The 23973-nt window shown below is 69.0% G+C and carries 25 protein-coding genes; 15 read left to right on the top strand and 10 right to left on the bottom strand.

The window, feature by feature from the left end; genetic code table 11:
• Nucleotides 1–155: 155 nt before the first annotated feature.
• Nucleotides 156–1337, top strand: coding sequence for a M4 family metallopeptidase (locus tag E3N94_RS12445; RefSeq protein ID WP_134570321.1), 1182 nt, complete (start codon nt 156–158; stop codon nt 1335–1337).
• A 10-nt stretch (nt 1338–1347) separates the two neighbouring features.
• The gene (locus E3N94_RS12440) at nt 1348–1617 is read left to right on the top strand and encodes a protealysin inhibitor emfourin (protein WP_104101085.1); all 270 of its coding nucleotides are present in this window, start codon (nt 1348–1350) and stop codon (nt 1615–1617) included.
• A gap of 293 nt (nt 1618–1910) precedes the next feature.
• Here the strand turns inward: E3N94_RS12440 and E3N94_RS12435 are convergent, their stop codons facing one another.
• Entirely contained in the window at nt 1911–2309 is a 399-nt protein-coding gene (locus E3N94_RS12435; protein ID WP_134342059.1) for a hypothetical protein, read from the bottom strand.
• On the opposite strand from E3N94_RS12435, the gene E3N94_RS12430 reads away from it, so the two are divergent.
• From E3N94_RS12430 to E3N94_RS12420, 3 genes are all read left to right on the top strand, one after another.
• Complete coding sequence (locus E3N94_RS12430) at nt 2302–2613, top strand: LPXTG cell wall anchor domain-containing protein (protein WP_134570320.1); 312 nt, start codon at nt 2302–2304, stop codon at nt 2611–2613. The genes E3N94_RS12435 and E3N94_RS12430 overlap by 8 nt on opposite strands.
• A 112-nt stretch (nt 2614–2725) precedes the next feature.
• Nucleotides 2726–3151 (top strand): pyridoxamine 5'-phosphate oxidase family protein, encoded by a 426-nt coding sequence (locus tag E3N94_RS12425; protein ID WP_104101082.1) that lies wholly within the window; start codon nt 2726–2728, stop codon nt 3149–3151.
• 4 nt (nt 3152–3155) lie between these two features.
• On the top strand, nt 3156–4004 hold the full coding sequence (locus E3N94_RS12420) for an SDR family NAD(P)-dependent oxidoreductase (RefSeq protein ID WP_104101081.1): 849 nt from the start codon (nt 3156–3158) through the stop codon (nt 4002–4004).
• Between the two features lie 992 nt (nt 4005–4996).
• Here the strand turns inward: E3N94_RS12420 and E3N94_RS12415 are convergent.
• A complete protein-coding gene (locus E3N94_RS12415; protein ID WP_104101079.1) occupies nt 4997–5416 on the bottom strand; it encodes a hypothetical protein in 420 nt (139 codons plus the stop codon).
• 56 nt (nt 5417–5472) lie between these two features.
• On the opposite strand from E3N94_RS12415, the gene E3N94_RS12410 reads away from it, so the two are divergent.
• A complete protein-coding gene (locus tag E3N94_RS12410) occupies nt 5473–5769 on the top strand; it encodes a DUF167 domain-containing protein (RefSeq protein WP_233191412.1) in 297 nt (98 codons plus the stop codon).
• Nucleotides 5770–5820: 51 nt separating this feature from the next.
• Here E3N94_RS12410 and E3N94_RS12405 read toward each other — a convergent pair whose 3' ends face one another.
• From E3N94_RS12405 to E3N94_RS12395, 3 genes are all read right to left on the bottom strand, one after another.
• A complete protein-coding gene (locus E3N94_RS12405) occupies nt 5821–6192 on the bottom strand; it encodes an FKBP-type peptidyl-prolyl cis-trans isomerase (protein ID WP_104101078.1) in 372 nt (123 codons plus the stop codon).
• Nucleotides 6193–6357: 165 nt separating this feature from the next.
• Nucleotides 6358–7587 (bottom strand): PrsW family intramembrane metalloprotease, encoded by a 1230-nt coding sequence (locus tag E3N94_RS12400; RefSeq protein WP_134570319.1) that lies wholly within the window; start codon nt 7585–7587, stop codon nt 6358–6360.
• Between the two features lie 22 nt (nt 7588–7609).
• A complete protein-coding gene (locus E3N94_RS12395) occupies nt 7610–9001 on the bottom strand; it encodes an FAD-linked oxidase C-terminal domain-containing protein (protein WP_134570318.1) in 1392 nt (463 codons plus the stop codon).
• A gap of 135 nt (nt 9002–9136) precedes the next feature.
• Between E3N94_RS12395 and E3N94_RS12390 the strand changes: the two genes are divergently transcribed.
• The 4 genes from E3N94_RS12390 (at nt 9137) to E3N94_RS12375 (ending at nt 12507) form a co-directional block, all read left to right on the top strand.
• A complete protein-coding gene (locus E3N94_RS12390; RefSeq protein ID WP_277870683.1) occupies nt 9137–10813 on the top strand; it encodes an AlkA N-terminal domain-containing protein in 1677 nt (558 codons plus the stop codon).
• Nucleotides 10810–11685 carry a fumarylacetoacetate hydrolase family protein gene (locus E3N94_RS12385; RefSeq protein WP_233199212.1) on the top strand — a complete coding sequence of 292 codons (876 nt, stop codon included), beginning with the start codon at nt 10810–10812 and terminating at the stop codon, nt 11683–11685. The genes E3N94_RS12390 and E3N94_RS12385 overlap by 4 nt, the downstream gene beginning before the upstream one ends.
• Nucleotides 11686–11749: 64 nt before the next feature.
• Nucleotides 11750–11962 carry a glycosyltransferase gene (locus E3N94_RS12380; protein ID WP_166790110.1) on the top strand — a complete coding sequence of 71 codons (213 nt, stop codon included), beginning with the start codon at nt 11750–11752 and terminating at the stop codon, nt 11960–11962.
• A gap of 107 nt (nt 11963–12069) precedes the next feature.
• Nucleotides 12070–12507 (top strand): hypothetical protein, encoded by a 438-nt coding sequence (locus E3N94_RS12375; protein ID WP_134570316.1) that lies wholly within the window; start codon nt 12070–12072, stop codon nt 12505–12507.
• Between the two features lie 112 nt (nt 12508–12619).
• Here the strand turns inward: E3N94_RS12375 and E3N94_RS12370 are convergent, their stop codons facing one another.
• Nucleotides 12620–12901, bottom strand: a complete 282-nt coding sequence (locus tag E3N94_RS12370) for an alpha/beta fold hydrolase (RefSeq protein ID WP_134342063.1) — start codon at nt 12899–12901, stop codon at nt 12620–12622.
• A 438-nt stretch (nt 12902–13339) separates the two neighbouring features.
• Nucleotides 13340–14887: an amino acid permease gene (locus E3N94_RS12365; protein WP_104101074.1), complete on the bottom strand. Its 1548-nt coding sequence runs from the start codon at nt 14885–14887 to the stop codon at nt 13340–13342.
• 220 nt (nt 14888–15107) lie between these two features.
• Between E3N94_RS12365 and E3N94_RS12360 the strand changes: the two genes are divergently transcribed.
• From E3N94_RS12360 to E3N94_RS12340, 5 genes are all read left to right on the top strand, one after another.
• On the top strand, nt 15108–16475 hold the full coding sequence (locus tag E3N94_RS12360; RefSeq protein WP_134342064.1) for a glutamine synthetase family protein: 1368 nt from the start codon (nt 15108–15110) through the stop codon (nt 16473–16475).
• Nucleotides 16462–17283 carry a gamma-glutamyl-gamma-aminobutyrate hydrolase family protein gene (locus tag E3N94_RS12355; protein ID WP_198411611.1) on the top strand — a complete coding sequence of 274 codons (822 nt, stop codon included), beginning with the start codon at nt 16462–16464 and terminating at the stop codon, nt 17281–17283. Before E3N94_RS12360 ends, E3N94_RS12355 begins: the two co-directional genes overlap by 14 nt.
• The gene (locus E3N94_RS12350; RefSeq protein ID WP_104101072.1) at nt 17280–18641 is read left to right on the top strand and encodes an aldehyde dehydrogenase family protein; all 1362 of its coding nucleotides are present in this window, start codon (nt 17280–17282) and stop codon (nt 18639–18641) included. Before E3N94_RS12355 ends, E3N94_RS12350 begins: the two co-directional genes overlap by 4 nt.
• A gap of 35 nt (nt 18642–18676) precedes the next feature.
• Complete coding sequence (locus tag E3N94_RS12345; RefSeq protein ID WP_166784834.1) at nt 18677–19468, top strand: 3-oxoacyl-ACP reductase; 792 nt, start codon at nt 18677–18679, stop codon at nt 19466–19468.
• A gap of 67 nt (nt 19469–19535) precedes the next feature.
• Nucleotides 19536–20282, top strand: a complete 747-nt coding sequence (locus tag E3N94_RS12340) for an FCD domain-containing protein (protein WP_104101273.1) — start codon at nt 19536–19538, stop codon at nt 20280–20282.
• A gap of 28 nt (nt 20283–20310) precedes the next feature.
• Here E3N94_RS12340 and E3N94_RS12335 read toward each other — a convergent pair whose 3' ends face one another.
• From E3N94_RS12335 to E3N94_RS12325, 3 genes are all read right to left on the bottom strand, one after another.
• Nucleotides 20311–20616, bottom strand: coding sequence for a hypothetical protein (locus tag E3N94_RS12335; protein ID WP_233191409.1), 306 nt, complete (start codon nt 20614–20616; stop codon nt 20311–20313).
• 118 nt (nt 20617–20734) lie between these two features.
• Complete coding sequence (locus E3N94_RS12330) at nt 20735–22153, bottom strand: NCS2 family permease (protein WP_241986224.1); 1419 nt, start codon at nt 22151–22153, stop codon at nt 20735–20737.
• Between the two features lie 226 nt (nt 22154–22379).
• On the bottom strand, nt 22380–23909 hold the full coding sequence (locus E3N94_RS12325; RefSeq protein WP_241987121.1) for a carboxylesterase/lipase family protein: 1530 nt from the start codon (nt 23907–23909) through the stop codon (nt 22380–22382).
• Nucleotides 23910–23973 lie beyond the last annotated feature (64 nt).

The raw sequence follows: 23973 nt of genomic DNA, 5'->3' as shown, positions 1-23973 counted from the left end.
CGGGTCGGCCGCTGATGACACCAGACCCCCGTGGCGGCACCCGGCCCACGTTCCGGATGCCGCCGCGGGCCTTCGCTCGGGTCTCAGGGTCGCGGCACACGGGCTAATCAGGAATTCCTGTGGTGCGCGTCACCGCCGAGTGCCACACTCGACCCATGACAGGCTCATCGCACGGCTTCTCCCGGTGCACTATCGTGCCGCCGTATCTGCTGGTGCGGCTGGCGCGGGTCGACGATCCCCGGCTCGCGGCCGCGGCCGAGGCAGCCAGACGGTCTCTGATGCGGGACGTGCCGATCCGGGAACTGCGCGCGGCGGCGCATCCGACGCCGTCGTCGTCGGTCCACTCCGGTGTGCGCGGCGGAGCGGCCGCCCGGGTGCGCGGGCACGTGGACCGGGCCGTGTCGGATGCCGGCGGCCTGGAACGACTGCCGGGCCGGCTGGTCCGCCGCGAGGGCCAGCCCGCCGGGGCCGATCTCGCGGTCAATGAGGCCTGGGTGGGGCTCGGAGACACGCATTCCCTGTTCTGGAACGTGTTCGAGCGCGACTCGATCGATGACCGCGGTGTGTCGCTGGAGGCGACCGTGCACTACGGCCGCAACTACGACAATGCGTTCTGGGACGGCGAGCGCATGGTGTTCGGCGATGGCGACGGCCTGGTCTTCAACCGTTTCACCGCGTCGCTGACGGTGATCGGGCATGAGCTCACGCACGGGGTGACCCAATTCACGGCCAACCTCGCCTATGAGGGGCAATCAGGTGCGATAAACGAGTCCCTGTCGGACGTGTTCGGCTCGCTGGTGGAGCAGCGCTCCCTGGGCCAGTCAGCCGCCGAGGCCGGCTGGTTGATCGGCGAAGGTCTCTTCACCGACCAGGTGCAGGGGGTCGCGCTGCGCTCGCTGAAGGCTCCCGGCACCGCCTACAACGACGATGCTCTCGGCAAGGACCCCCAGCCCGCGGACATGACCGGCTACATCGAAACCGAAGACGACAATGGCGGGGTGCACTTGAACTCGGGCATTCCGAACCGGGCGTTCTACCTCGTGGCCACAGCTCTCGGCGGAAACGCCTGGGAGACGGCCGGCCAGATCTGGTTCGACACCCTCACCTCCGGCACGCTGGGCCGCACCGTGGACTTCGCCGGGTTCGCGCGGGCGACCTCGCGGGCGGCGGTCACGCGCCACGGCGCCGGGTCCCGAGAACACGAGGCCGTGATCGCCGGCTGGACCGCCGTCGGCCTCGGCGGCGGGCTCGGCACCGGATCCCGGCCCCGGTCCGGCACTGGCCCAGGGACCGGCGTCGGTCGCGCCACCGTCGTTCCTGCCCCCCGGCCGGAGTAATATCGGCCCCATGAAGGTCGTCGTTTCGCGCAGCGGTGGCTTCGCCGGCATCCGAACCACCTGGGAGGTCCAGGTGGAGGAACAACCCGACCGGTCCGCCTGGGCGGAACTTCTTCGTGGGCTGCCCTGGGACGAGGTGTCCGCGACGGCTCCTCAGCCGGACCGCTACGTCTACCGCATCCGTTGCGCACCCCACGAGGTCGTGCTCAGCGAGCAGCAGGTCTCTGGGCCGTGGAAAGATCTTATTGACCGGGTCAGAGGCGTGAATGAAGGGCACTGACCCGTTCTCCGTTGTCCTGGCCTGAGAATCCCCTGTTAGAGTAGACCAACTAAGGGGGCCTCCATCGCAAATCTGCTGGCTGTTAAAACTTCACGTTCTTTCTTCAGTGCTTCTGCACTGAACCGTTCGCTTGTTCTGGCCCTCGGCCTTTTCCTCGCGGCCTTCGTCCTGACCGCTTCGCCGGCGGTTTCCGCTTCGGCTGCTCCGGTCGACGGCACCGTCGAACAGTGTAACGATGTCGCCGGAGTCGGCGGCGGCACCGGCGCCGTCGAATGCAGCGTCACGGTCGACAATTATCTCAATCTTGCCACCGGCGCGACCAGTTCGACCACCAGCACCGTCGTCAGCATCCACGCGGCGAACACCGAGGTGCAGCCCCCCGCAGCGACGGTCGTGAACTCTTCGAAGCTGATCCACACGATCACCCAGTGCAACGGCTCGATCAACGTCGGCGGCGGTAACACCATCTGCACGGTGACCGTGAACAACCACATCACCGGTGCGACCACGGCATCCCCCGCCACGGTCAACCAGTGCGTCGGCTCCGGAGCCAGCACGGCACTCGACTGCGTGCCGCTTGAGAACACCACCGACGCGACCGTCACCCAGTGCAACAACGCCGGGAACGGCGGCGGCGCCGATGTGCTCTGCCGGGTGAATCCCTCGGCGACGGTGACGACCGACGTGCCCATCACTGTCAACCAGTGCAACTACTCCAGCAACGGCGGTGGCTCGACCGTGGAGTGCGCGACCGAGCTCAACACGATCGTGCATGCAGCCGAGGTCACGCCGACGCAGACACCGACCGAGACACCGACCCCGACCGAGACGGCCCTCCCGGTCGCCGCCGACACGATCACGGCCGCTCCCGAGCTGGCCGCGACCGGCGTCGACTCGGCCTCCCTGCTGATCTCCGCGGCTGCAGGCGCCCTGCTGCTGGGACTCGGCGCGCTCCTCGCGCTTCGACGCACCGTCGTACGCCTCCGTCGGGACTGATCCGACTCGCTGTCAGACCGAAACGCGCCTACCGCCCCTCGGGGATCGGTGGGCGCGTTTTTCGTTGCCGGCACCTGCTCGCGCCGGGCCGGACCGCGTGGGACTATGAGTCATGGAAACCAACGACCTGTATCCGGTTCAGAACCTCAGCGAGGACGACTGCTGGGATCTTCTGATCTCGTCCAGTTTCGGAAGACTCGCGATGAGCATTTCCGGTGAGCCGGACATTTACCCGGTGAACTTCGTCTCCGCAGACCGGCGGCTCGTTTTCCGCACGGCCGAGGGTACGAAGCTCCTCGAGCTCACGGTGAACAACCGGGTCGCCTTCGAGATCGACGGCATCGGTCGCAGCGAGGCGTGGAGCGTCGTGGCGCGAGGCGAGGCCCGAGTTCTCGACAAGCAGGCCGAGATCGAGGCCGCGGATCAATTGCCGCTGCGCCCGCTCATCCCGACCCTGAAGTACATCTACGTCGAGATAACGCCGACCAGGATCACAGGCCGCCGGTTCCAGCTCGGCCCGGAACCCGACCGGTACTAGAAGCGTGACTCACGCACCGGACTCCAGCGTCGTTCTGATCACGGGGACCTCCTCCGGTATCGGACTCCACGCCGCCATCGCCGCGGCTCGCGCCGGCCACACGGTGGTAGCCACCATGCGCAACCTCGAAGGCGCCCGCGCTCTGCGGGACGCGGCCACCGACGCGGAGGTGAGTCTCGACATCCGTCGCCTGGACGTGACCGAACCGCACGCGGCCACGGATGCCGTGGCCGGGACCATCGACCGGCACGGCCGGCTCGACGCGCTCATCAACAACGCCGGGTCGGGGAGGCTCGGCACCATCGAGAACTCAACGGTCGATGACGTTCGCGCCGTGATGGAGGTGAACTTCTTCGGGGTGGTTGCCCTCACACGGGCCGCGCTCCCCCTTCTCCGGGGCAGCACGGGCCGGCTGATCACCGTCTCGAGCGTGGGTGGAGCCATCGGCCAGCCCTTCAACGAGGCGTATTGTGCGGCGAAGTTCGCGGTGGAGGGATTCATGGAGAGCCTGGCCCCGGTGGCCGCCACGGCCGGTGTGTCGGTGACGGTAGTCGAACCCGGCGCCGTGACATCCTCGTTCGTCGCCAACGTCGGCCGGGACCTCAACCAATCCGGCTTGGCCAACGACCCGTACGCCGCGGCACTGGAGGCGTACCTGGCCCGCGCGGCGTCATCCTTCGGCTCGGCCCAGTCGGCCCGGAGCGCCGGCGAGATCGTCGCCGCCCTGCTCGACGGCGACCGCCCACCGTTTCGGGTGCAGACATCGGAGGCGGCGCGCCAGTTCGTGGCGGCCAAGCTCGCCGACCTCGACGGCGGAGTCGTGCAGCGGATGACGGCGACCTGGCTGGCCTGACGTCGGTCCCCGACTGATGAACGTGCGCCCGATCGAGAGCACCACCCCGGTCTCCGGATGGGTCAGGATTCGGATGAAGCCGGGCGTCCCGGCCGCGATCGACCCCGGGTGCAGCCGTTCCCGCATGATCCGGGCCTCGTTCTTCAGGTTGGCCACCGTCAGGTGCGGGGCCGACTTCAGCAGGGTCTCCTCGAACCCGGCCAGGGCCCCGGCGTGGCGCGACCAGGCCTGGTTCATGATCGCCTGCGCATGCCGGTAGGTGATCGACCCGTCCTGCAGGACGGCCCGGGTGCCGGGCAGTTCATTTATCAGGGTGCGGCTCTCGGCGATCAGGGTTTCGGTCGAGCGCACCGGCAGCCGCAGGGTGCAGGACAGTTCGGTCACGAACTCGCGTTCGGCGACCTGTACAGCGTGCCACCGGGTGCGGGGCATCCCGGTCGCGACCCCGGCCACTGCCGGGGGTCCCTCCCTGGCCTTGTCCTTGGCTGCCCGGGCCGCGTTTCGGGCCAGGGCTTCGGCGAACCGGCGGGCCTGATCGACCTGTTCGGCCAGGCGGGCGTCAACCCGGGCGGCGTCCGCCTGGGTCTCCCGGATGGCGTCGAAGTGACGACCCAGGCGTTCTCGCCGCTCACTGTAGGAGGGCTTCATGAGACACACGTTACGGCTGACCACTGACATTCCATGCTCCAGATCGGCACCCGTCAGCGCCCCGTGGATAACCTGATCAAACCCTTATTGTGGAGGAGTAGAAGCAGCCGTCGCCGGGCCCGCAGCGGGCATCCGTCAATGGGCGTGCAGCACGCATCCGTGTCTCGTGAACTCGGAGATTTTCGGGAAACGCCGTTGTGATGGCCTGGGGTGCCCGTCGTGTCGCGAAAATCTCCGAGGCTGGCGACTTCGACCGCAACGGATGCCCCGGGCGAACCTCTGGAGGTCGACGCACCGGGTCTCGACAGGCTCGACCACCGGCGGAGCCGGCGAGAGGGTGGGTGTCAGGCGAGGGAGTCGGCGGACAGGCTGATCAGACGCAGGAGCGCGTTGCCGTAGGCATCCGCGGGGTCGGCGGCGTCGAAGAATTCCGGCGCCCCGTTCAGCGCCACCGTCACCCGGTAGCTGTCCTCGCCCTGACGGGTGAGCGAACGGAAGGTGCTCCGCAACAGGTCGCGCAGCTGGTCCTCACGCGGCATCCACAGGGCATCCTCGAGGGCCAGTGAATCAAGGGCCCACTCGGTGGTGCCGTTGAAGCCGAGGATCGTTCCCGTGTCGAACTCGTGCGGCTCGATCGTCATGTCACTGACCGTGAACACGTCGCTTTCGAAGCCGGAGCGCTCGATGCGGAAGGCGTCACCGGAGACGGGACGCCACTGCAGACCGGCTTCGGCCAGGGCCCGCGCACTATCGATTGAGATCATGAAGACGACTCCGCCCACTAGCGTTGTGAAGAAAACTATATTCCCGGAGGACCGGCGTGACGCGAACGGTGAACCTGACGGTGCATGTGAAGCCCGGTAGTCGGAAGGGACCGCTGGTCTCCGGGGGAGAGCCGGGCCGAGAGCCGGGCCGGGAGCCGGGCGACGACGCGTCCCATGCTCCGACGGATGCTGCGCTCACCGTGTTCTTGCAGCAGCGGGCCGTTGAGGGTGCCGCCAACGATGCGCTGGTGAAGCTGCTGGCCAAGCACTTCGGCGTGTCCAAGAGCGCGGTGACCATCGTGCGCGGCCACGCCTCCCGGATCAAGCACGTGCGAATCGAACACGACTCGTAGCAATGCGCGACTCGCGTAGCGACTTGCACGTGCTTCCGGCACTGCGGGTTTCTAGCGGGTTCCGAGCAGGTCGATCACGAAGATCAGGGTCTGGCCGGAGAGCTGATGTCCTCCGCCGGCCGGTCCGTAGGCCAGGTGCGGAGGGACGACCAGCTTGCGGCGTCCGCCGACCTTCATGCCGGGGATGCCCTGCTGCCAGCCCGCGATGAGCTGAGCAAGCGGGAAGTTGATCGACTGCCCGCGGCTCCAGGAGGAGTCGAATTCATCTCCGGTGTCATAGGCGACGCCGAGGTAGTGCACGTTGACGGTGGCGCCGGGGGTTGCTTCGGCTCCCTCGCCGACCACGATGTCGGTGATGGTCAGTTCGGTAGGCGCGGGGCCCTCCGGAGCGTCGAGTTCGGGCTTGGTGTTTTGATCAGTCATTCCTCTATCCAATCGGATTGCGCGCTCGCCCGCACACCAAAAATTCCCCCTTGCGCGAACGCGGCCGTCGGGCGCACCATGGGAACAGAACTCGCCGCTCCGGGAGAGTTGTCGGCACTGCCACACCACCGGGGCGGCGAGTCCTTGTTCGTCAGGGCATCAGAGTCAGTTGATCACGCCGGCACGGTCGCGCTGGATCAGCCCCAGCAGCTCCGATTCGTCGGCCCGGTCGACGTTCGCGGCCGTACCGTTCACCATGCGCTGTCGGGCGAAAGCCAGGCGGGTGGAGTTGTGGATGAAGTGGTGCATGGCCCGCTTCCGGGTTTGGGGCTGCCGCGCGGCCCAGGATCGAGCCTGCCTACGGCCATCGCGGGTGGCGAGCATACCCACCTCGGCCGGGCTGAACCAGCCGGCCGCGGCATACTCGCTCAGCCGGAGCACGGTGACGCGTTCTTCCTGGCGCCGCAGCAACACGACAACCATGATCGCGCCGAGGAACAGAGGCACCTGCACGGCGAGGTAGTACGCCACCAGAGAGCCACTCTCGACCAGGTAGAACGCCCCGTTCCAGACGGAGTGCAGGAAGATCGCCGAGACGAATCCGAGCAGAATCGTGGCGAAGGCCGGGAACGGCCGGAACCGGACCGCCAGCCCGCACGCAATGCCGATGCAGGCAGTGAACATGACATGGGCGAAGGGCGACAACACCCCCCGCACCAGGAACGTGAAGCCCAGGTTCTCAGAGCCACCGTCCATCATCGCCACACCGAAGTATTGGATGTTCTCGGTGAAGGCGAATCCGGCCGCGACCGTCGCGGCATAGACCACGCCATCGACCGGGCCGTCGAATCTCCGACGCAGCACCCAGAAGAGCAGCAGCACCCCGGCGCCCTTGGCGGCCTCCTCGACGAGGGGCGCCTGGAGGACGGCGGCGGCGAAACCGTCATCCGTTTCGGTGGCCCCGGCGCCGGCCCGGGCCAGCTGCACGCCCAGGTCGAAGAGCAGCGCGGTCACGATGGAGACGCCGGCGCCCCAGAGAAACGCGAACCAGAGGGCCGGGCGGGGTTCGGGCTCCCACCGATCGATCCAGCCCACGGCGAGCAAAATCCCGATCAGTGGGATGAGTGCCAGGATGAGGCCGACCAGCAGCGTGCCGGCACCGAGGAAGGTGGCCAGGTAGACGAACACCAGCAGCAGAGCGGCGCCCCCGATGACGAGGCCGGCGACCGTGAGCGTGACGATGCCCGCCCGGGTGCGACGAACGGGGGCGGTCCAGACGGGCTGCACCGGCTGGGCCGCGGGCTGCACCGAGGCAGGCTGGGCCGCGGGCTGGGTTCCGGCCGGATGAGAGTGTGGGGCGGCGGCGGAGTGCTCCGGGGTCGGCTCGTGGGTCATGCCCAACAGACTAGCTGCGCGCTCACGCCTCGAACATGGTGCCCGGGTTGAGGATGCCCAACGGGTCGAACGCCGCCTTGATCCGGCGCTGCAGGGCGAAGCCCGTGTCGCCGAGCTCCTCGGCCAGCCAGCGCCGCTTGAGCACGCCGACCCCGTGCTCGCCGGTGAGCGTGCCGCCGAGTTCGAGCGCGGCACGGAAGAGCTCGTCGGCCGCCAGCCAGACCGCCTCCGGCACGACCGGCTCCGCGCCGCCCCGGGCCGGATCGAACGGGATCAGGAAATTGGGGTGCAGATTGCCGTCTCCGGCGTGGGCCACCGTGGGGATGGGCAGGCCCGTGCGGGCGCTGATCTCAGCGATCCGCGCGAACATCTCGGCCAGCCGGGAGCGGGGCACGCAGACATCCTCGATCAGGACCTCGCCGTGAGCGGCCAGCGCCGGATGCGCGGCCCGCCGCACGGCCAGCAGTCGATCGGCGGATTCGGCGTCGGTGGAGGCGCGCACCTCCCCGCCCGCGGCCCGCAGCACGGCCACCGCCTGGTCCGCCTCCGCCTGGCTCGCCGGCCCATCCGTCTGCACCAGCAGGAACGCTCCCCTAGCCGGAACTCCCTCGAACAGGTTCGGCCCGAGGTACGCCGCGATCAGGGCCAGGGCCACCGGGTCGATGAGTTCCATCACGGCCGGGCGCAGCCGGGCCGCCGTGACGAGACCGGATGCCGCGGCCGCCTGGGCCACGTTGGGGAACGTCGCGCCGATCGTGACGGTCTCACCCAGGGTGATGGCGTGCGCCCGCACGGTGGCCTCGACGATCACGCCGAGGGTGCCCTCCGAGCCGGTGAGCAGGGCGGTCAAATCGTAGCCGGTGACGCCCTTGACGGTGCGGTGCCCGGTCTCCAGCAGGCTCCCGTCGGCGAGCACCACCGTCAACGCCAGCACCGCCTCCCGGGTGACGCCGTACTTCGCGCAGAGCAGCCCACCCGCGTTGGTGGCGATGTTGCCGCCGACCGAGGAGATCGCCCGGCTTGCCGGGTCCGGCGCGAACCACAGCCCGTGCGCGGAGAGGGCCGTGTTGAGGTCGCCGTTGAGCACGCCCGGCTCGACCACGGCCAGTTCATCCTCTGGGCGGATCTCGAGGATACGGTTCATCCGCTCGACGCTCAGCACGATGGCGCCGTCCGTGCCGCACGCTCCCCCGGCCAGGCCCGTTCCGGCTCCGCGGGTGATCACCGGCACGCGAAACTCGGTCGCGATGCGCAGCGTGGCCTGCACCTGGTCGACGGATGCGGCGTAGACGACCGCCAGCGGCATCCCCGGGGCAACCCAGCCCGATTTGTCGCCCCGAACGGCCGCGAGCCGGCGCGGATCGACGCTGACGTGGGTGCCGAGTTCGGCCTGCAGACGCTCCAATGCGGTCATGCGCCCAGAGTACCGGGCCGGGTGCCGGAGGGCAGGCCCGGACACAGGCCGGCATAGCCCGCGGCCGCTGCGGCCGGCACCGGCGATGGCCGATTCCCGCTGGTGCGCCCGGGCTCGCGGTGGCAGGCTGGCCGGGTGACCATCCCTCCTGCCGGGCTCGATCCGGTCTTCTTCGAGCGCTACCGGGCCATGTCCTCCCGAGACTCCCGCTTCGACGGTCAGTTCATCACGGGCGTGCACTCCACCGGAATCTACTGCCGCCCCAGCTGCCCGGCGGCCACACCGAAGCCGGCCAATGTGTCGTTCTATCTCACCAGCGCGGCCGCGCACGAGGCCGGCCTGCGGGCGTGCAAACGCTGCCTTCCTGATGCCGTCCCCGGGTCGCCGGACTGGGACATCCGTGACGACCTCGCCGCCCGCGCCATGCGCCTGATCAGCGACGGCACGGTTGAGCGGGAGGGCGTGCCCGGCCTCGCCCGCCGCCTCGGCTACAGCGAACGGCACCTGACCCGCGTGCTCGTGACCGAGCTGGGCGCCGGCCCGCTCGCGCTCGCCCGGGCGCACCGCGCGCAGACCGCCCGCGTGCTGCTGGCGAGCACGGATGTCCCGATCACCGAGGTCGCATTCGCCGCCGGTTTCGGCAGCGTGCGCCAGTTCAACGACACCATCGCCGTCGTCTACGAGCGCACCCCCACCGAGCTGCGCCGCGCCCGTCCCGCCCGCGCCCAGCCCCGCGCCCAGCCCCTCGGCGTCGGCGGGGTCGGTGAGGCCGGCTTCGGGGTCGGTGACGGGACGGGCATCGACCTGCTGCTGCCGGCGCGCGCGCCGTTCGACGGGGTGGGGGTGCTGCGGTTCCTTGCCGCGCGAGGCCTCGCGGGGGTGGAACAGGCGACGGATGCCCGTTACGCGCGCACGCTGCGCCTGCCACACGGACCCGCGACGGTGGAACTGACCCTGTCGGGAACGGCGGCCGCGCCAGCCGTCGCCTGCCGCGCCCGACTGGCCAGCCTCGCCGACCTCGCGCCGCTCGTCAGCCGGGTGCGGCGCCTGCTCGACCTGGACGCGGACTCCCGGGCGATCGACCTGGCGCTCGGGAGGGACCCGCAACTCGCGGCCGGAATCGCGGCCACCCCCGGCATGCGCGTGCCGGGCAGCGTGGACCCCGAGGAGACCCTGTTCCGCGCGCTCATCGGCCAGCAGGTCTCGGTGGCCTCCGCCCGAACGGCACTCACCCGGCTGGCCGCTGCGCTCGGCGACGACGTGTACCCGGGTGCAGGGGACAGCGACAGCAGCGCCACCACTGGCACCAGCGGCACCAGCGCCACCACCGGCACCAGCCAAAGCCTCTTCATCCACGACTCCACCGCCGCTCCCCTGACCCGGCTGTTTCCCACCGCCCAGCGGATCGCAACCGAGGGCCGCGGCGTGCTGCGCGGCCCGGCCGCGCGCATCGACGCGATCATCGGCGTGGCGGAGGCGCTCTGCTCCGGCGATCTGGTGCTCTCCTACGGGCAGACCCGGGAGGATCTTGAGTCCCGTCTGACCGCCCTGGCCGGGATCGGACCGTGGACGGCCGGATACGTGGCCCTGCGCGTGCTGGGCAGCCCGGACATCCTGCTGACCAGCGACCTGGCCCTGTTGCAGGGCGCCGGGCGGCTCGGCCTGCCCGCGGAGGCCCGGCAACTCGCCCGCCACGGTGCCGCCTGGGCGCCGTGGCGCAGCTACGCCGGCATGCACTTGTGGCGCGCGGCAGGCGCCGCGGCTACCCCGCGCACCGCGACCCCTCCCGGGCCAGATAGCCTGAACAGGTGAAATTCGCCCACCTGAGAGTTGAAGGTCAATCCACTCCGCGGCTCGCCGCCGTCTTCGACGACGCAGCGCTGTTCCTCGACGAGATCATGGACGACGCCCCCCGCGATCTGCAGGACCTGATCGAGAAGGACTCTGACGAGTACAACCGGGTGCGCGCCCTGAGCCAGAACGCCGCCGCGCAGGGAGCAACGCTCACCCCGCTGGGCGAGCTGCGCTACTCGTCGGCCGTGCTGCGTCCGCCTCAGATCATCGCGATCGGCGCCAACTACGCCGCCCACTCCTCCGAGCTGGAACTACGCGTCGAAACGGCCGCGACCGTGTTCTCGCTCTGGCCCAACTCGCTCACCGGGCACGAGTCCACGATCACCTGGCCGACCGATCTGACCAGCCAGGTCGACTACGAGGCCGAGCTCGGCGTGATCATCGGCACGGCCGCACACCACGTGTCGGTGGCGGACGCTCTCGACCATGTCTTCGGCTACACGGTCGTCAACGACATCACGGCGCGCGACCTGCAATTCTCCGAGGCGCAGTGGTCGCGCTGCAAGTCCTTCGACGGTTTCACGCCCACCGGGCCGGTCGTCATCACGGCAGACCAGATCGCCGACCCGCAGGACCTGTGGCTGACCACCCACGTCGACGGCCGCATCCTGCAGGACGCCTCGAGCGGCGACATGGTGCGCTCGGTCGCCGAGATCATCTCCTACCTCTCTAAAACCTCGACCCTGCTGCCGGGCACGCTCATCTCCACCGGCAGCCCGGGCGGCGCCGGCTACAGCCGCAAACCTCCGGTGTTCCTGCGCGACGGCTCGACGGTCACGATCACCATCGACAAGATCGGGTTCCTCACCACGCATTGCCGCGCGATCTGACCGTGACCGCCAGATGGAGGATCAATGCGACAGCTCGCTGCGGGCGGGAAAGGATGCAGCGACGATGACGATCTCGGTCGTGATCCCCTGCTACAACGACGCCGCCCTTCTCCGAACCTGCCTCGCGGCTTTGGCGCGGCAGCAGCGGGTGCCCGACGAGGTGATCGTTGTCGACAACGCGAGCACGGATGCTTCGGCAGAGATCGCTCTCTTCGGGGGTGCGCGGGTCGTGCGGGCGACCCAGCGGGGCATCTGGCCGGCGGCGGCAGCCGGCTAGGATGCGGCATCCGGTGACGTGATCGCCCGTCTCGACGCCGACTCCGTGCCGCCAGCCGACTGGCTGGCGCGGATCGAGTCCGCGCTGGCGGAGTCCCCGGGAGCGACATGGTCACCGGCCCCGGCGATTTCTACGGCTGCGGCACCCTCGTGGCCTGGTTGGGCGGGACCTTCTACATCGGCGGATATTTCTTCTGGATGCCGTTCTGGCTGGGGCACCGCCCGGTCTTCGGCTCGAATTTCGCCATGCACCGGGCGGTCTGGCTGGAGGCCCGCCTCCGGGTGCACCGCGACCGCGACGACATCCACGACGACCTCGACCTCAGTAGGAAACTGAGCCCCGCGGTGCGCGTGCGCTACGACCCGACCCTGCGGGTAGCCATCTCCGGCCGGCCCTTCGATTCCTGGAGCGCCATCGCCCGCCGGGCGCGGTGGGGCGGGCGCACCCTGCTGCAGGGCTGGCCGGAGAATAACCCGTGGCGCCGGCATGCCGCCCGGTACGCGGTGCGGCGCCACCGGGCCGGGCGTCCCACGATCGGGCACTGACCTGTTTCGCGGGGGCATCGGATCAGCCCGCCGGCCTCCGGTTCAGCCGGCCGGCCAACCTCCGGTACAGCCTGCTACCAGCCGGATCAGCCTGCCGAATCGGCCCGCCTGATCAGCCAGCCGCCCGGTAAAGCGCGGCGAGGGCCAGCTCCGCGACGATCCCGGCGATCGAGTAGCCGAGCACGTGCACCGGGGTGGGCCCTGCGTCGGGGAACACGATCAGGTCGGCCACGAACGGGGCGTAGTCCCAGGGCTCGGTGCCGCCGGGCCCGGCCGCGCACGCCTGGTAGTGCCCGGCCAGGTCGTGGCTCTGCACGAAGTAGCCGGCGTCGGCCAGCAGCGGGGCCAACAGCACGAAGTCTTCCTTGGAGCCGGTCGCGCCGGGCAGCAGCACGATTCTCGGAGCGGCCGGGGTCGCCCGGCTCGAAGGCGGCGAGGTTCCCGCTCGGCGCCGGGAACCAGAAGGCGCGGCTGCCTGCGGGCAGCACCGTCCAGTCCCGGTCGGGGAGGGTGTGGTCGCGCAGCACCATCACATCGGCCGGGTTCCCTGCCGGCCGAGCGGCCGGCGCGGAACCCGGTCGGCCGCGGGAACGCCGCTCCCAGACGCACATGGCGTCACGGTAGCGCTCCCGCCCCGCAGCCCGAACGAATTCGACGGAGATTCTGCCCAAAACGGACCTCACCACGTCGAAATGGCCGTTTTCCTCGAGAATCTCCGTCGAATTGGTTCAACACCGGCAGGTCGCTCCGCCTGTGCTGAACAGCGTCCACGCGGGTGCGTCAGCTCTGACCCGCGGAGGGCGACCCAACCAATCGATCGAAACTCGTTCGGCTACGGCGCGCGCTGGTCGTCCCGACCGTCGAGCGCGAGCAGTTGCTCCTCCACGGCGCCGCCGTAGCCTTCCTTCTGCGGGTCGCCGTGCAGGCCGCCGGACACCGCGTATTCTTCCTCCGGGGAGAGCACGAGGCGCTTGCGCCCGTAGAGCGCGAAGATCAGCAGCATGACCACGTAGACCACGGCGATGGCCGCGATGGCCGGGCGGGCCGGCTCGTTGATGAAGAACCCGAAGAAGATCGCGAGCGAGAGGATGCCCGCGATCACCGCCCCGGGTACGCCCCACGGGCTGCGGTAGGGCCGGTTCGCATTCGGGTACTTTCGGCGCAACACGACGAACGAGATCATCTGCAGGATGTAGGCGATCACGGCTCCCCAAACGGCGATGTTGAGCACGATCGCCCCGGCCACGCCGCCGGCGCCGCCGAGCGAGTCGACGAGGATCAGGGCCACGAAGCCGATCAGGGCCCCCACGAGCAGCGCCACCGCCGGAGTCTGGCGGCGGCCGGTCAGGGAGAGGAATTTCGGGTAATAGCCGGCCCGCGACAGGGAGTACATGTTGCGCCCGTACGCGAACATGATGCCCTGCAGGGAGGCCAGCAGTCCGACCAGGGCGAACAGGGCCAGCACAGCGGCCGCCTCGTCGCCGACCATCGCCCGAAAGCCGTCGAGCAGTGGCTCCCCGGCGGTGGCGATGTTCGAGGCCCCGACTATCCCGGTGTTGAGCACCAGCACCAGGAGCCCGGTCACGATCAGGGTCGTGCGGGCGATCAGACCGGCTCGCGGGATGTCCCGCACCGGGTCGTGGGATTCCTCCGCGGCCAGCGGCAGCTCCTCAATTCCGAGGAAGAACCACATGGCGTAGGGCAGGGCGAACAGGATCGGCACCACGCCGAAGGGCAGGAACTCGGACTGGCCGGCCTCCGGGGCGATATCGAAGAGGTTGTCCACACTGAAGAGCCCGGAGAAGGCCGCCATTGCCGAGAACACCAGCAGGATGCCGATGGAGATGATCGAGACCACGATCGCGAATTTGAACGAGATCGCGGCGCCGGCCGAGTTCAGGCCGATGAATACGGCGTAGAGGATGGCCCACCACGCCCAGGCGGGCAGTGAGACTCCGAGCAGCTCACTCGTGATGCCGTCTGCGTAGGACGCCGAGAAGTACACGATCACCGCGGTGGTCGCGACATACTCGATGGTCTCGGCCAGGCCGGTGACGAAACCGCCCCAGGGCCCGAGCGCCGCCCGGGCGAAGGAATAGGCGCCGCCCGTGTGCGGCATGGCCGACGCCATCTCCCCGATCGCGAAGATCATGCCGTAGTACATGACGATCAAGAGGGCGAAGGCGATCAGCATTCCGCCGAATCCAGCGAAATCGATGCCGAAGTTCCAGCCCGAGAAATCACCGGAGATGACCGCGGCGACGGCGAGTCCCCACAGCCCCCAGATCCCGGCGCTGCGGCGGAGCTTGCGTTTCTCGAAGTACCCTGCCTCTGCCGTCGTGTAGGTCACGCCCGAGACGTTCAAGGTGTCTTTGGACATCCTGGATTCCTTTGCGTTCTGGTTGCGCAACTCAGCGATCGAGCGGCAACTCCGGGAGTTTACGTTGGCATGACTATAGGGCTCCAATGGTGGCTTGTACATACCTTTACATGCCCGATTCCTGAGTCGAGCGAAACAAAAATTGGCCGTCACACAGCGCTCGATCTGTGGTCTAATGGTCGAATGTTCACCCTTTGACCGGCTCGATGAGGAGAAGTTGATGACACCCCGCTCCGGAAATCTCTCGCTTGAGGACCTCACCTCCCTGGTTCGCGGCGGCGACATCGACACCGTCGTCGTCGCATTCACCGATATGCAGGGGCGGCTGGTGGGCAAGCGGGTTTCCGCGCGGCTCTTCCTGGAGGACGTGGCCGGCCACGGCGCGGAGTGCTGCAACTATCTGCTGGCCGTCGACGTGGAGATGAACACGGTGGACGGCTATGAGATGTCGAGCTGGCGACGCGGCTACGGCGACATGGCCATGATCCCCGACCTCGCCACACTGCGACGCGCGCCCTGGCTACCCGGGGCCGCCCTCGTCACCGCGGACCTGCGGTGGCTCGACAAGTCACCCGTCGTGGCGTCACCCCGCCAGATCCTGAAAACCCAGCTGGCCCGGCTGGCCGACCGCGGGCTGGTGCCCTATGTCGGCACCGAGCTGGAGTTCATCGTCTTCGACGACGGCTACCGGGAGGCATGGAAGAAGGGCTACCGCGACCTGACACCCGCCAGCGATTACAACATCGACTATGCGCTGCTCGCATCCACCCGGATGGAACCGTTACTGCGGGACATCCGTAACGCCATGGACGGCGCCGGTATGTACTGCGAGGGCGTCAAGGGTGAGTGCAACCTGGGCCAGCAGGAGATCGCGTTCCGCTACACCGACGCCCTGGCCACCTGCGACAACCACTCCATCTACAAGAACGGCGCCAAGGAGATCGCGGATGCCCACGGCAAGAGCCTGACCTTCATGGCCAAGTTCAACGAGCGGGAGGGCAACAGCTGCCACATCCACATCAGCCTGCGCGGCACCGACGGATCCGCGGTCTTCGCCGACAAGGATGCCGATCACGGCATGTCGACGCTGTTCCGTCACTTCCTCGCCGGCCAGCTCGCGGTGATGCGCGAGCTGACCCTGTTCTCGGCACCGAACATCAACTCCTACAAGCGCTATGTCAGCGGCAGCTTCGCGCCGACTGCGATCGCCTGGGGGCTCGATAACCGCACGTGCGCCCTGCGCGTGGTGGGGGCCGGCCTCGGCCTGCGGGTGGAGAACCGAGTGCCCGGCGGCGACGTGAACCAGTACCTGGCCGTGGCCGCGCTGATCGCGGCCGGCCTCTACGGCATCGAGAACGAACTCGAACTCGACGATGCCTTCGTCGGCAACGCCTACGAGAGCGGCGCCGAGCGGGTGCCGGCCTCGCTGCGGGAGGCCACAGCGCTGTTCGCGACATCCACGATCGCCCGGGAGGCATTCGGCGACGAGGTCGTCGATCACTACCTCAACAACGCGCGGATCGAGCTGGAAGCCTATGACGCGGCGGTGACCGACTGGGAGCGGGTGCGCGGCTTTGAGCGCCTCTGACCCCGGCACCGCACCGCGCCCCGGTGCCGACCCGCGCCCCGTGATCGGCCTGACCACCTATCTCGAGCAGTCCCAGACCGGTGTCTGGGACGTGCCGGCCGCCTTCCTGCCCCAGGCCTATTTCGACTCGGTCATCCGCGCGGGCGGCATCGCCGTGCTGCTGCCGCCGCAGCCCGTGGACGCGGCCATTGCCGACCGGGTGCTCGACGGCCTCGACGGCCTGGTCATCACCGGCGGCAAGGACGTCGATCCGGCGCGTTACGGTCAGGCCGCCCACACGAAAACCGACGAGCCGCGGCGGGACCGTGACGCCTGGGAGCATGAGCTGATCCACCGGGCCATCGACCGGGAGCTGCCGCTGCTCGGCATCTGCCGCGGCGCCCAGATGCTCAACATCGCACAGGGCGGCACCCTGCACCAGCACCTGCCCGACGTCGTGGGCCACGGCGGCTACCAGGCCGGCGGCGGCGTCTTCAACATCGTGGACGTGCACGTGGAACCCGAGTCGCGGCTGCACGGGCTGCTCGACGCCCTGGACGTGCCGCTTCCCGTTCCCGTCTACCACCACCAGTCCATCGACCGGATCGGCGCCGGCCTCACCGTGTCCGCACGCACTCACGACGGGGTCGTGCAGGCCGTGGAACTCACCGATGTCCCGTTCGGGCTGGCCGTGCAGTGGCATCCGGAACAGCACGACGACCTACGTCTCTTCGCGGGCCTCGTCGACGCGGCCGCCCGCTACCGGGCGGCCCGTGACCACGACCACGACCACGACCACGACCACGATCAGGAAAGGGACACCCTGTGAGCAGCTACACCGTGATCAACCCGGCCGACGAGACCCCAGTATCCGTGGTCGAACACCTCGACACGGATGCGACCGATGAGGCCGTCTCCCGGGCGGTGGCCGCGCAGCGGCTCTGGTCCCGGGTGGCGCCAGCCGACAAGGCTGCCGTTCTGCGCCGCTTCGCGGAGGCCGTGGACGGGGACCGGGAGAACCTGGCCCGCATCGAGATGGCCAACTCGGGGCATCCGATCATGCAGGCGCGCTGGGAGGCCGGCCATGTGCGCGACGTGCTGACTTACTACTCGGCCGCCCCCGAGCGACTCTTCGGGCGGCAGATCCCGGTGTCCGGCGGTCTCGACGTGACCTTCCAGGAACCGCTGGGTGTGGTCGGCATCATCACCCCGTGGAACTTCCCGATGACGATCGCGGCCTGGGGTTTCGCTCCCGCCCTCGCGGCTGGCAACGCGGTGTTGCTGAAGCCGGCGGAGTGGACGCCGCTCTCCAGCATCCATCTGGGCGTACTCGCCCGGGAGGCCGGCCTGCCCGAGGGGCTGTTCCAGGTGCTGCCGGGCCGCGGATCGGTGGTCGGCGAACGGTTCGTGACGCACCCCCAAGTGCGGAAGGTCGTCTTCACCGGGTCGACGGATGTCGGCAAGCGGATCATGGCCGGCTGCGCCGCCCAGGTCAAACGGGTCACCCTGGAACTCGGCGGCAAGAGCGCCAACATCGTGTTCGCCGACTCCAACCTGGAGAAGGCCGCCGCCACCGCACCCTCCGGGGTGTTCGAGAACGCCGGCCAGGACTGCTGCGCCCGTAGCCGCATCCTGGTGGAGCGGAGCGTCTACGACCGATTTCTCGAGCTGCTCGAGCCGGCCGTCGCCGGTGTGCGGGTGGGTGATCCCGCCGACGAGAGCACCGAGATGGGCCCGCTCGTCTCGGCCGCGCACCACGCCGCGGTCTCGGCCTATGTGCCGGAGGGCTCCCCCGTGGCCTTCCGGGGCAGCGCCCCGACCGGACCGGGTTTCTGGTTCCCGCCGACCGTGCTCACCCCGGACTCCCGCACGGACCGTTGCGTCACCGACGAGATCTTCGGACCCGTCGTCACCGTGCTGCCGTTCGACGGTGAAGACGACGCCGTGAACCTCGCCAATGACACCGACTACGGCCTCTCCGGATCGATCTGGACCCGCGACGTGGGCCGGGCGATCCGAGTGGCGCGGGCCGTGGAATCCGGCAATCTGTCCGTCAACTCGCACTCCTCCGTGCGCTACACGACTCCATTCGGCGGCTTCAAGCAGTCGGGCCTCGGCCGGGAACTGGGCCCGGACGCCCCGTTGTCGTTCACCGAGACCAAGAACGTCTTCATCGCCGTCGACTAGACGCCACACCCTCAGACGAACCCCAAGGAGCCAGCATGAGCACCCTCACCCCCATCGACCTCACCCAGCGGCTCGCGGGCCGGGTCGCCGTGATCACAGGCGGTGCCAGCGGCATCGGCCTGGCCACGGCGAAACGGTTCGCCGCGGAAGGAGCAACGGTTGTGATCGGCGACCTCGACGAGGCGGCGGGGCTCGCGGCGGCCGACCAGCTCGACTGCCTCTTCGTCAAGGTGGATGTCACCGACGAGGGCGAGGTCAACAACCTCTTCGACACCGCCTATCTCACCTACGGCTCCGTCGACATCGCGTTCAACAATGCCGGGATCTCCCCGCCCGACGACGACTCGATCGAGACGACCGAGCTACCGGCCTGGCAACGGGTGCAGGACGTCAACCTGAAGTCGGTGTACCTGTGCTGCCGGTCCGCCCTGCGCTACATGGTGAAGCAGGGCCGCGGGTCGATCATCAACACGGCCTCGTTCGTGGCCGTGCTCGGCTCCGCGACCAGTCAGATCTCCTACACCGCCTCGAAGGGCGGCGTGCTCGCGCTCAGCCGCGAGCTGGGCGTGCAGTTCGCGCGCCAGGGCATCCGGGTCAACGCCCTTTGCCCCGGCCCGGTGAACACCCCGCTACTGCAAGAGCTATTCGCGAAGGACCCGGAGCGCGCGGCCCGGCGGCTGGTGCACATCCCAGTCGGCCGGTTCGCGGAACCCGAGGAGCTCGCGGCCGCGGTCGCGTTCCTGGCCAGCGATGACTCCTCGTTCATCACGGGCTCCACGTTCCTGGTCGACGGCGGCATCAGCTCGGCCTACGTGACGCCGATGTAGCGGTGCGGGAGGGTGCGGAAACCGTGATGGACTGGAAGTTCGACCAGGAGCCAGGACCAGAACAGTGATCGACGACGAACAGCCCGGGCTCGACAGTGGACTGCTGCTGCGCCCCGTGCACAGTGGCAACGCCTTCGAGGAGACCGTGCAGCGGCTGCTGCAGACCGTGCGGCTGGGACTCGTCGCGCCCGGCGAACGACTGCCGGCCGAACGCGAACTCTCCGCCATGCTCGCCGTGAGTCGGGACACGCTGCGGGATGCGATCGCATCCCTGGCCGAGGCCGGCTATCTGGTCTCCCGACGCGGCCGCTACGGCGGCACCTTCGTCAACGATTCGTTGCCCCAGCAAACGCCCGGCCGAGGCCACGAGCGTGGACTGCCGGCGCGCCGGGACATCTCCGTGGCCGAGATCGAGGACGCGCTCGCGCTCCGGGAAATCTTGGAGGAGGGCGCCGCCCGGCATGCCGCCGCGCGCACCCTGTCGCCCGGCGAACGGGAAGTGCTGTGGAACAGCCTGGCCGACTCGATCGGCGCCACCGGCGAGGACTACCGCCGACTGGACTCCAGGCTGCACCTCACCATCGGCGAGCTGGCCGGCTCACCGTCGCTCGTGCCGCTGCTGGCCGAAGTGCGGATGCGGATCAACGAACTGCTCGACAACATCCCGTCACTCGGACCGAACATCGCACACTCGGACCGGCAGCACGAGCAGATCGTGACCGCGATCCTGACCGGTCGGCCCGACGCCGCCGCACAGGCGATGGCCGAGCATCTGGCCGGCACCGCCCTGCTCCTGCGCGGCTTCCTGGAGTAGCGCGAGGCCGCGCCGGGCCAGATCGAGGTCAGATCAAGAACGCGAACGGCAGCGCCAGCAGGCCGAGGGCCAGCGCCAGCAGCACGAGCAGCAGCGAGCCGGCCAGCAGCACCGCGTTGAGCACGATGCCCCAGATCGCCAGGGTGCGCGCCTGCGGTTCCCGTCCGAGGGCGAGGATGCCGACGACCAGGCCGGCAATGGGCACGAGGAAGGTCCAGCCGGCGACGATCGACACGAGGCCGAGCACGAGGCTCGACACGGCCAGAGTGCTGCTCCGCGGGGGTACGGGCTCGGCAGTGTAGACCGGGGCCTGGTCGGGAGCGATGGTTGACATGGGCGGTTCTCCGTTTCGATGGGGAGCGACGGATGCCGCTCTCCCAACGACACTACGGAGCATCCGTTCTGGCACCCATGGGGTTAGCCCCCGAATCGGGCCGGGGGCGGCCACACGGTCACGCGCCGAACAGAACCTCGATCGGGCCGCGCACGAAGAAGACCAGGAAGCCGGCCGCGACCACCCAGAGCAACGGGCTGATCTCGCGCGCCTTCCCCGAGAACGAACGCACCAGCACCCAGGTGATGAAGCCGGCCCCGATTCCGTTGGCGATCGAGTAGGTCAGCGGCATCACGATGATCGTGAGGAATACCGGTAGCACGATGGAGAACTCCGTGAAGTCGATGAACCGGATCTGGGACACCATCATCGCGCCGACGATCACGAGGGCGGCCGCGGCCACCTCCAGCGGCACGATCTGGGTGAGCGGGGTGAAGAACATGGCCGCGAGGAACAGCAGTCCCGTGACGATGTTGGCCAGTCCCGTGCGAGCACCCTCACCGATGCCGGCACCGGACTCGATGAACACCGTGTTCGACGAGGCAGAGGTGGCGCCGCCGACGACGGCGCCGACGCCCTCGACGATCAGGGCGGATTTCAGGCGCGGGAAGTTGCCCTTCTCGTCGGCCACATCGGCCTCGCTGGCCAGGCCGGTCATGGTGCCCATGGCGTCGAAGAAGTTCGTGAAGACGAGCGTGAAAACGAGCATCGACGCGGCCAGAATGCCGATCCGGTCGAAGGCGCCGAAGCTGACCTGTCCGACGAGGCTCAGGTCGGGCAGCGAGACGATGGAGGTCGGCAGTACCGGCGCGTTCAGGTTCCAACCGTCGGGGTTCTGCCCGAATGACGGCCCGACCTTGAAAATCGCCTCGAGGACCACCGCGACCAGCGTGGTGGCGACGATTCCGATCAGGAGGGCCGCCTTCACCTTGCGGGCGACCAGGATGCCGAGAATGATCAGGCCGAGCACGAACACGGCGGTCGGCAGGCTCACGACGGAGCCGTTGTCGCCGAGCTGCACGGGCGGCGACGCGGCGCCGCTCGCGCGCACGAAGCCGGAGTCGACCAGGCCGATGAAGGCGATGAACAGGCCGATGCCGACCGTGATGGCGATCTTCAGCTGGCGCGGCACGGCGTTGAAAATGAGCTCGCGTAGGCCGGTGGAGGCGAGCAGCACGATGATGAGCCCGTTGATGACCACGAGGCCCATGGCCTCCGGCCAGGTCACCTGGCCGACGACGCTCACGGCCAGGAAGGAGTTGATGCCGAGGCCCGCGGCGAAACCGAAGGGAAGCCGGGCGACGGCGCCGAACAGGATGGTCATGACGCCGGCGGTGAGGGCGGTGACCGCGGCAACCTGGCCGTTGGGCAGCCATCCGCCGGCCACGTCGACCGCGGCCTGGTCGGCGCTGAAGCCGCCGAGGATGAGCGGGTTGAGGATCACGATGTAGGCCATCGTGACGAACGTCACCAGACCGCCGCGGATTTCTCGGCCGTAGGTGGAGCCGCGCCGGGTTATTTCGAAGTACCGATCGATGCGGGACTTGAGCCCCGGGTTCGTGCCCGCCGGGGCGTCCGGCTTGGGGGCAGGCGTGGATGACGTGTGGGTCTCTGTTTCAGAAATGGGGTGCTCCTGGTGTCCGACTCAGCTGATTCTCAGTTCCTCAGTTTACGGCCCCGGAGCGCGGGCCGATTCCGCGGGGCTGGGCGAGGACGGCCCGCGGAGGCAACCGGCCGGGCTTCCGGGCTGTGGCACGCCGAGCTCAGATGTGCGGCACGAAGGCGTCCCAGGCCCGGCGGCGGTCCCCGCGCGGGTCGGACTCGACACGGTCGACGGCGTCGATGACCAGGGTCAGGCGCTCGGCCTCGTCGTAGAGCGGCCAGGCCGCATCCGGCACCCCGGAGGCCGCGAAACTGAGCCACCAACCCTGCATCCGGGCACCGATCCGCTGGAAGTCGCGGCGACCGCCGAGCGCGGTCATGCCGCGGCCGAACCAGCCGTCGAGCCGGTCGAACAGCGGGAACAGCTCGAGGCCGTGCGTAGCGTCGAGCCCCATCAAACGCACCAGGCGCGGCGCGGCATCGAAGCGGTAGAAGCGCACCGGGGCATACCGGGAGTGCCGTTCGCCCACGCGCACGCTCGGGTACCAGAAAGAAAAATCACCACCGAAATCGAGGGCGGGCCGCAGCGCGGGTATCCCGGGGTACTGCGCCCGCAGGCGCGTGCGAGCCTTCTTCTTGGTGTTCGCGAACACGGCGCGGATGCGCCCGGGCGTCGTGGCGAGGATGTCGATGCGCCCACTGAACAGCGAACCTTCCCGCGAGTTGGTGCCGATGATCAGCGGAATCCGGTGGGCACGGCCGTCGCGGAAGGCGTCGAGAGGTCGTTCAGGCAGGAAGTCGCCGTCGATCACGGGCGAGAGCGGGATCGTGCCGGGGTACCGGTCCGGGGCACGCCGGGTCAGGTCGCTCGTGGCCTCGGCCAGATGTGCCGGGTCGGCCTGCAGAAGCAGGGCAGCGGCATCCGTCGCCGTGGTGGTCGAGTTCGTCGGGTCGGCCTGCCCGGTGCGCCGGGCCAGGAGCCGCACAAAGTCCGTGGCCCACTCGGCGGTGACATCGGGGGCATAGACGGCGTTCGGCGGGGCGCTCTGCGCGATCGCGCGCTGGAAGAGTCCGGCGGCGGCCGGGACGGTCATCAGGGTGGTCACGGCGTTGGCTCCGGCCGATTCGCCGAAGAGGGTGACGGCATCCGGGTTGCCGCCGAACGCGCGGATGTTGCGCCGCACCCAGCCGAGCGCAGCCACCTGGTCGCGCAGCCCGAGGTTGCTCTCGAACGCATGCTCCGCGGTCGAGTAACGGCTGAAGTCGATGTAGCCAAGCGCCCCCAACCGGTAGTTGAGGCTGACATAGACGATGCCGCCGCGCCGCACGAGCCCCTCACCCTGCCGGGGCACCTCCCGCGAGGACCCGACGCTGTAGGCGCCGCCGTGGATGAAGACCATGACGGGCCGCAGCATCCGCGGGTCGACCGGTTCGTCGGGAGCGATCACGTTGAGGTTGAGGCAGTCCTCGCTTTGCGGGATCGTCGGTTTCGCGCCGATGAACTGGCCGCGGTGGCTCTGCGTGGCGACCGGGCCGAAGGAGCTTGCATCTCGTTCGCCCGGCCAAGGCGAGGCCGGCTGCGGAGCGCGGAATCGGAGCTCGTTCACGGGGGCGGCCGCGTAGGGAATCCCGCGCCACTGGCGCACCCCGCGCACCCGGATTCCGTGCAGCAAGCCGGTTTCAATCCTCACCGAGAGTGGCTCTGCTTGGGCAGGCTGAACGGATGGTCTCACCGTCCGATCTTAATTGTTCACT

It is taken from the genome of Cryobacterium sp. Sr3 (assembly GCF_004402835.1).
Classification (GTDB): domain Bacteria; phylum Actinomycetota; class Actinomycetes; order Actinomycetales; family Microbacteriaceae; genus Cryobacterium; species Cryobacterium sandaracinum.
The sequence above is the reverse complement of the archived record's forward strand: the minus strand, read 5'-3'. Positions and strand labels throughout refer to the sequence as shown.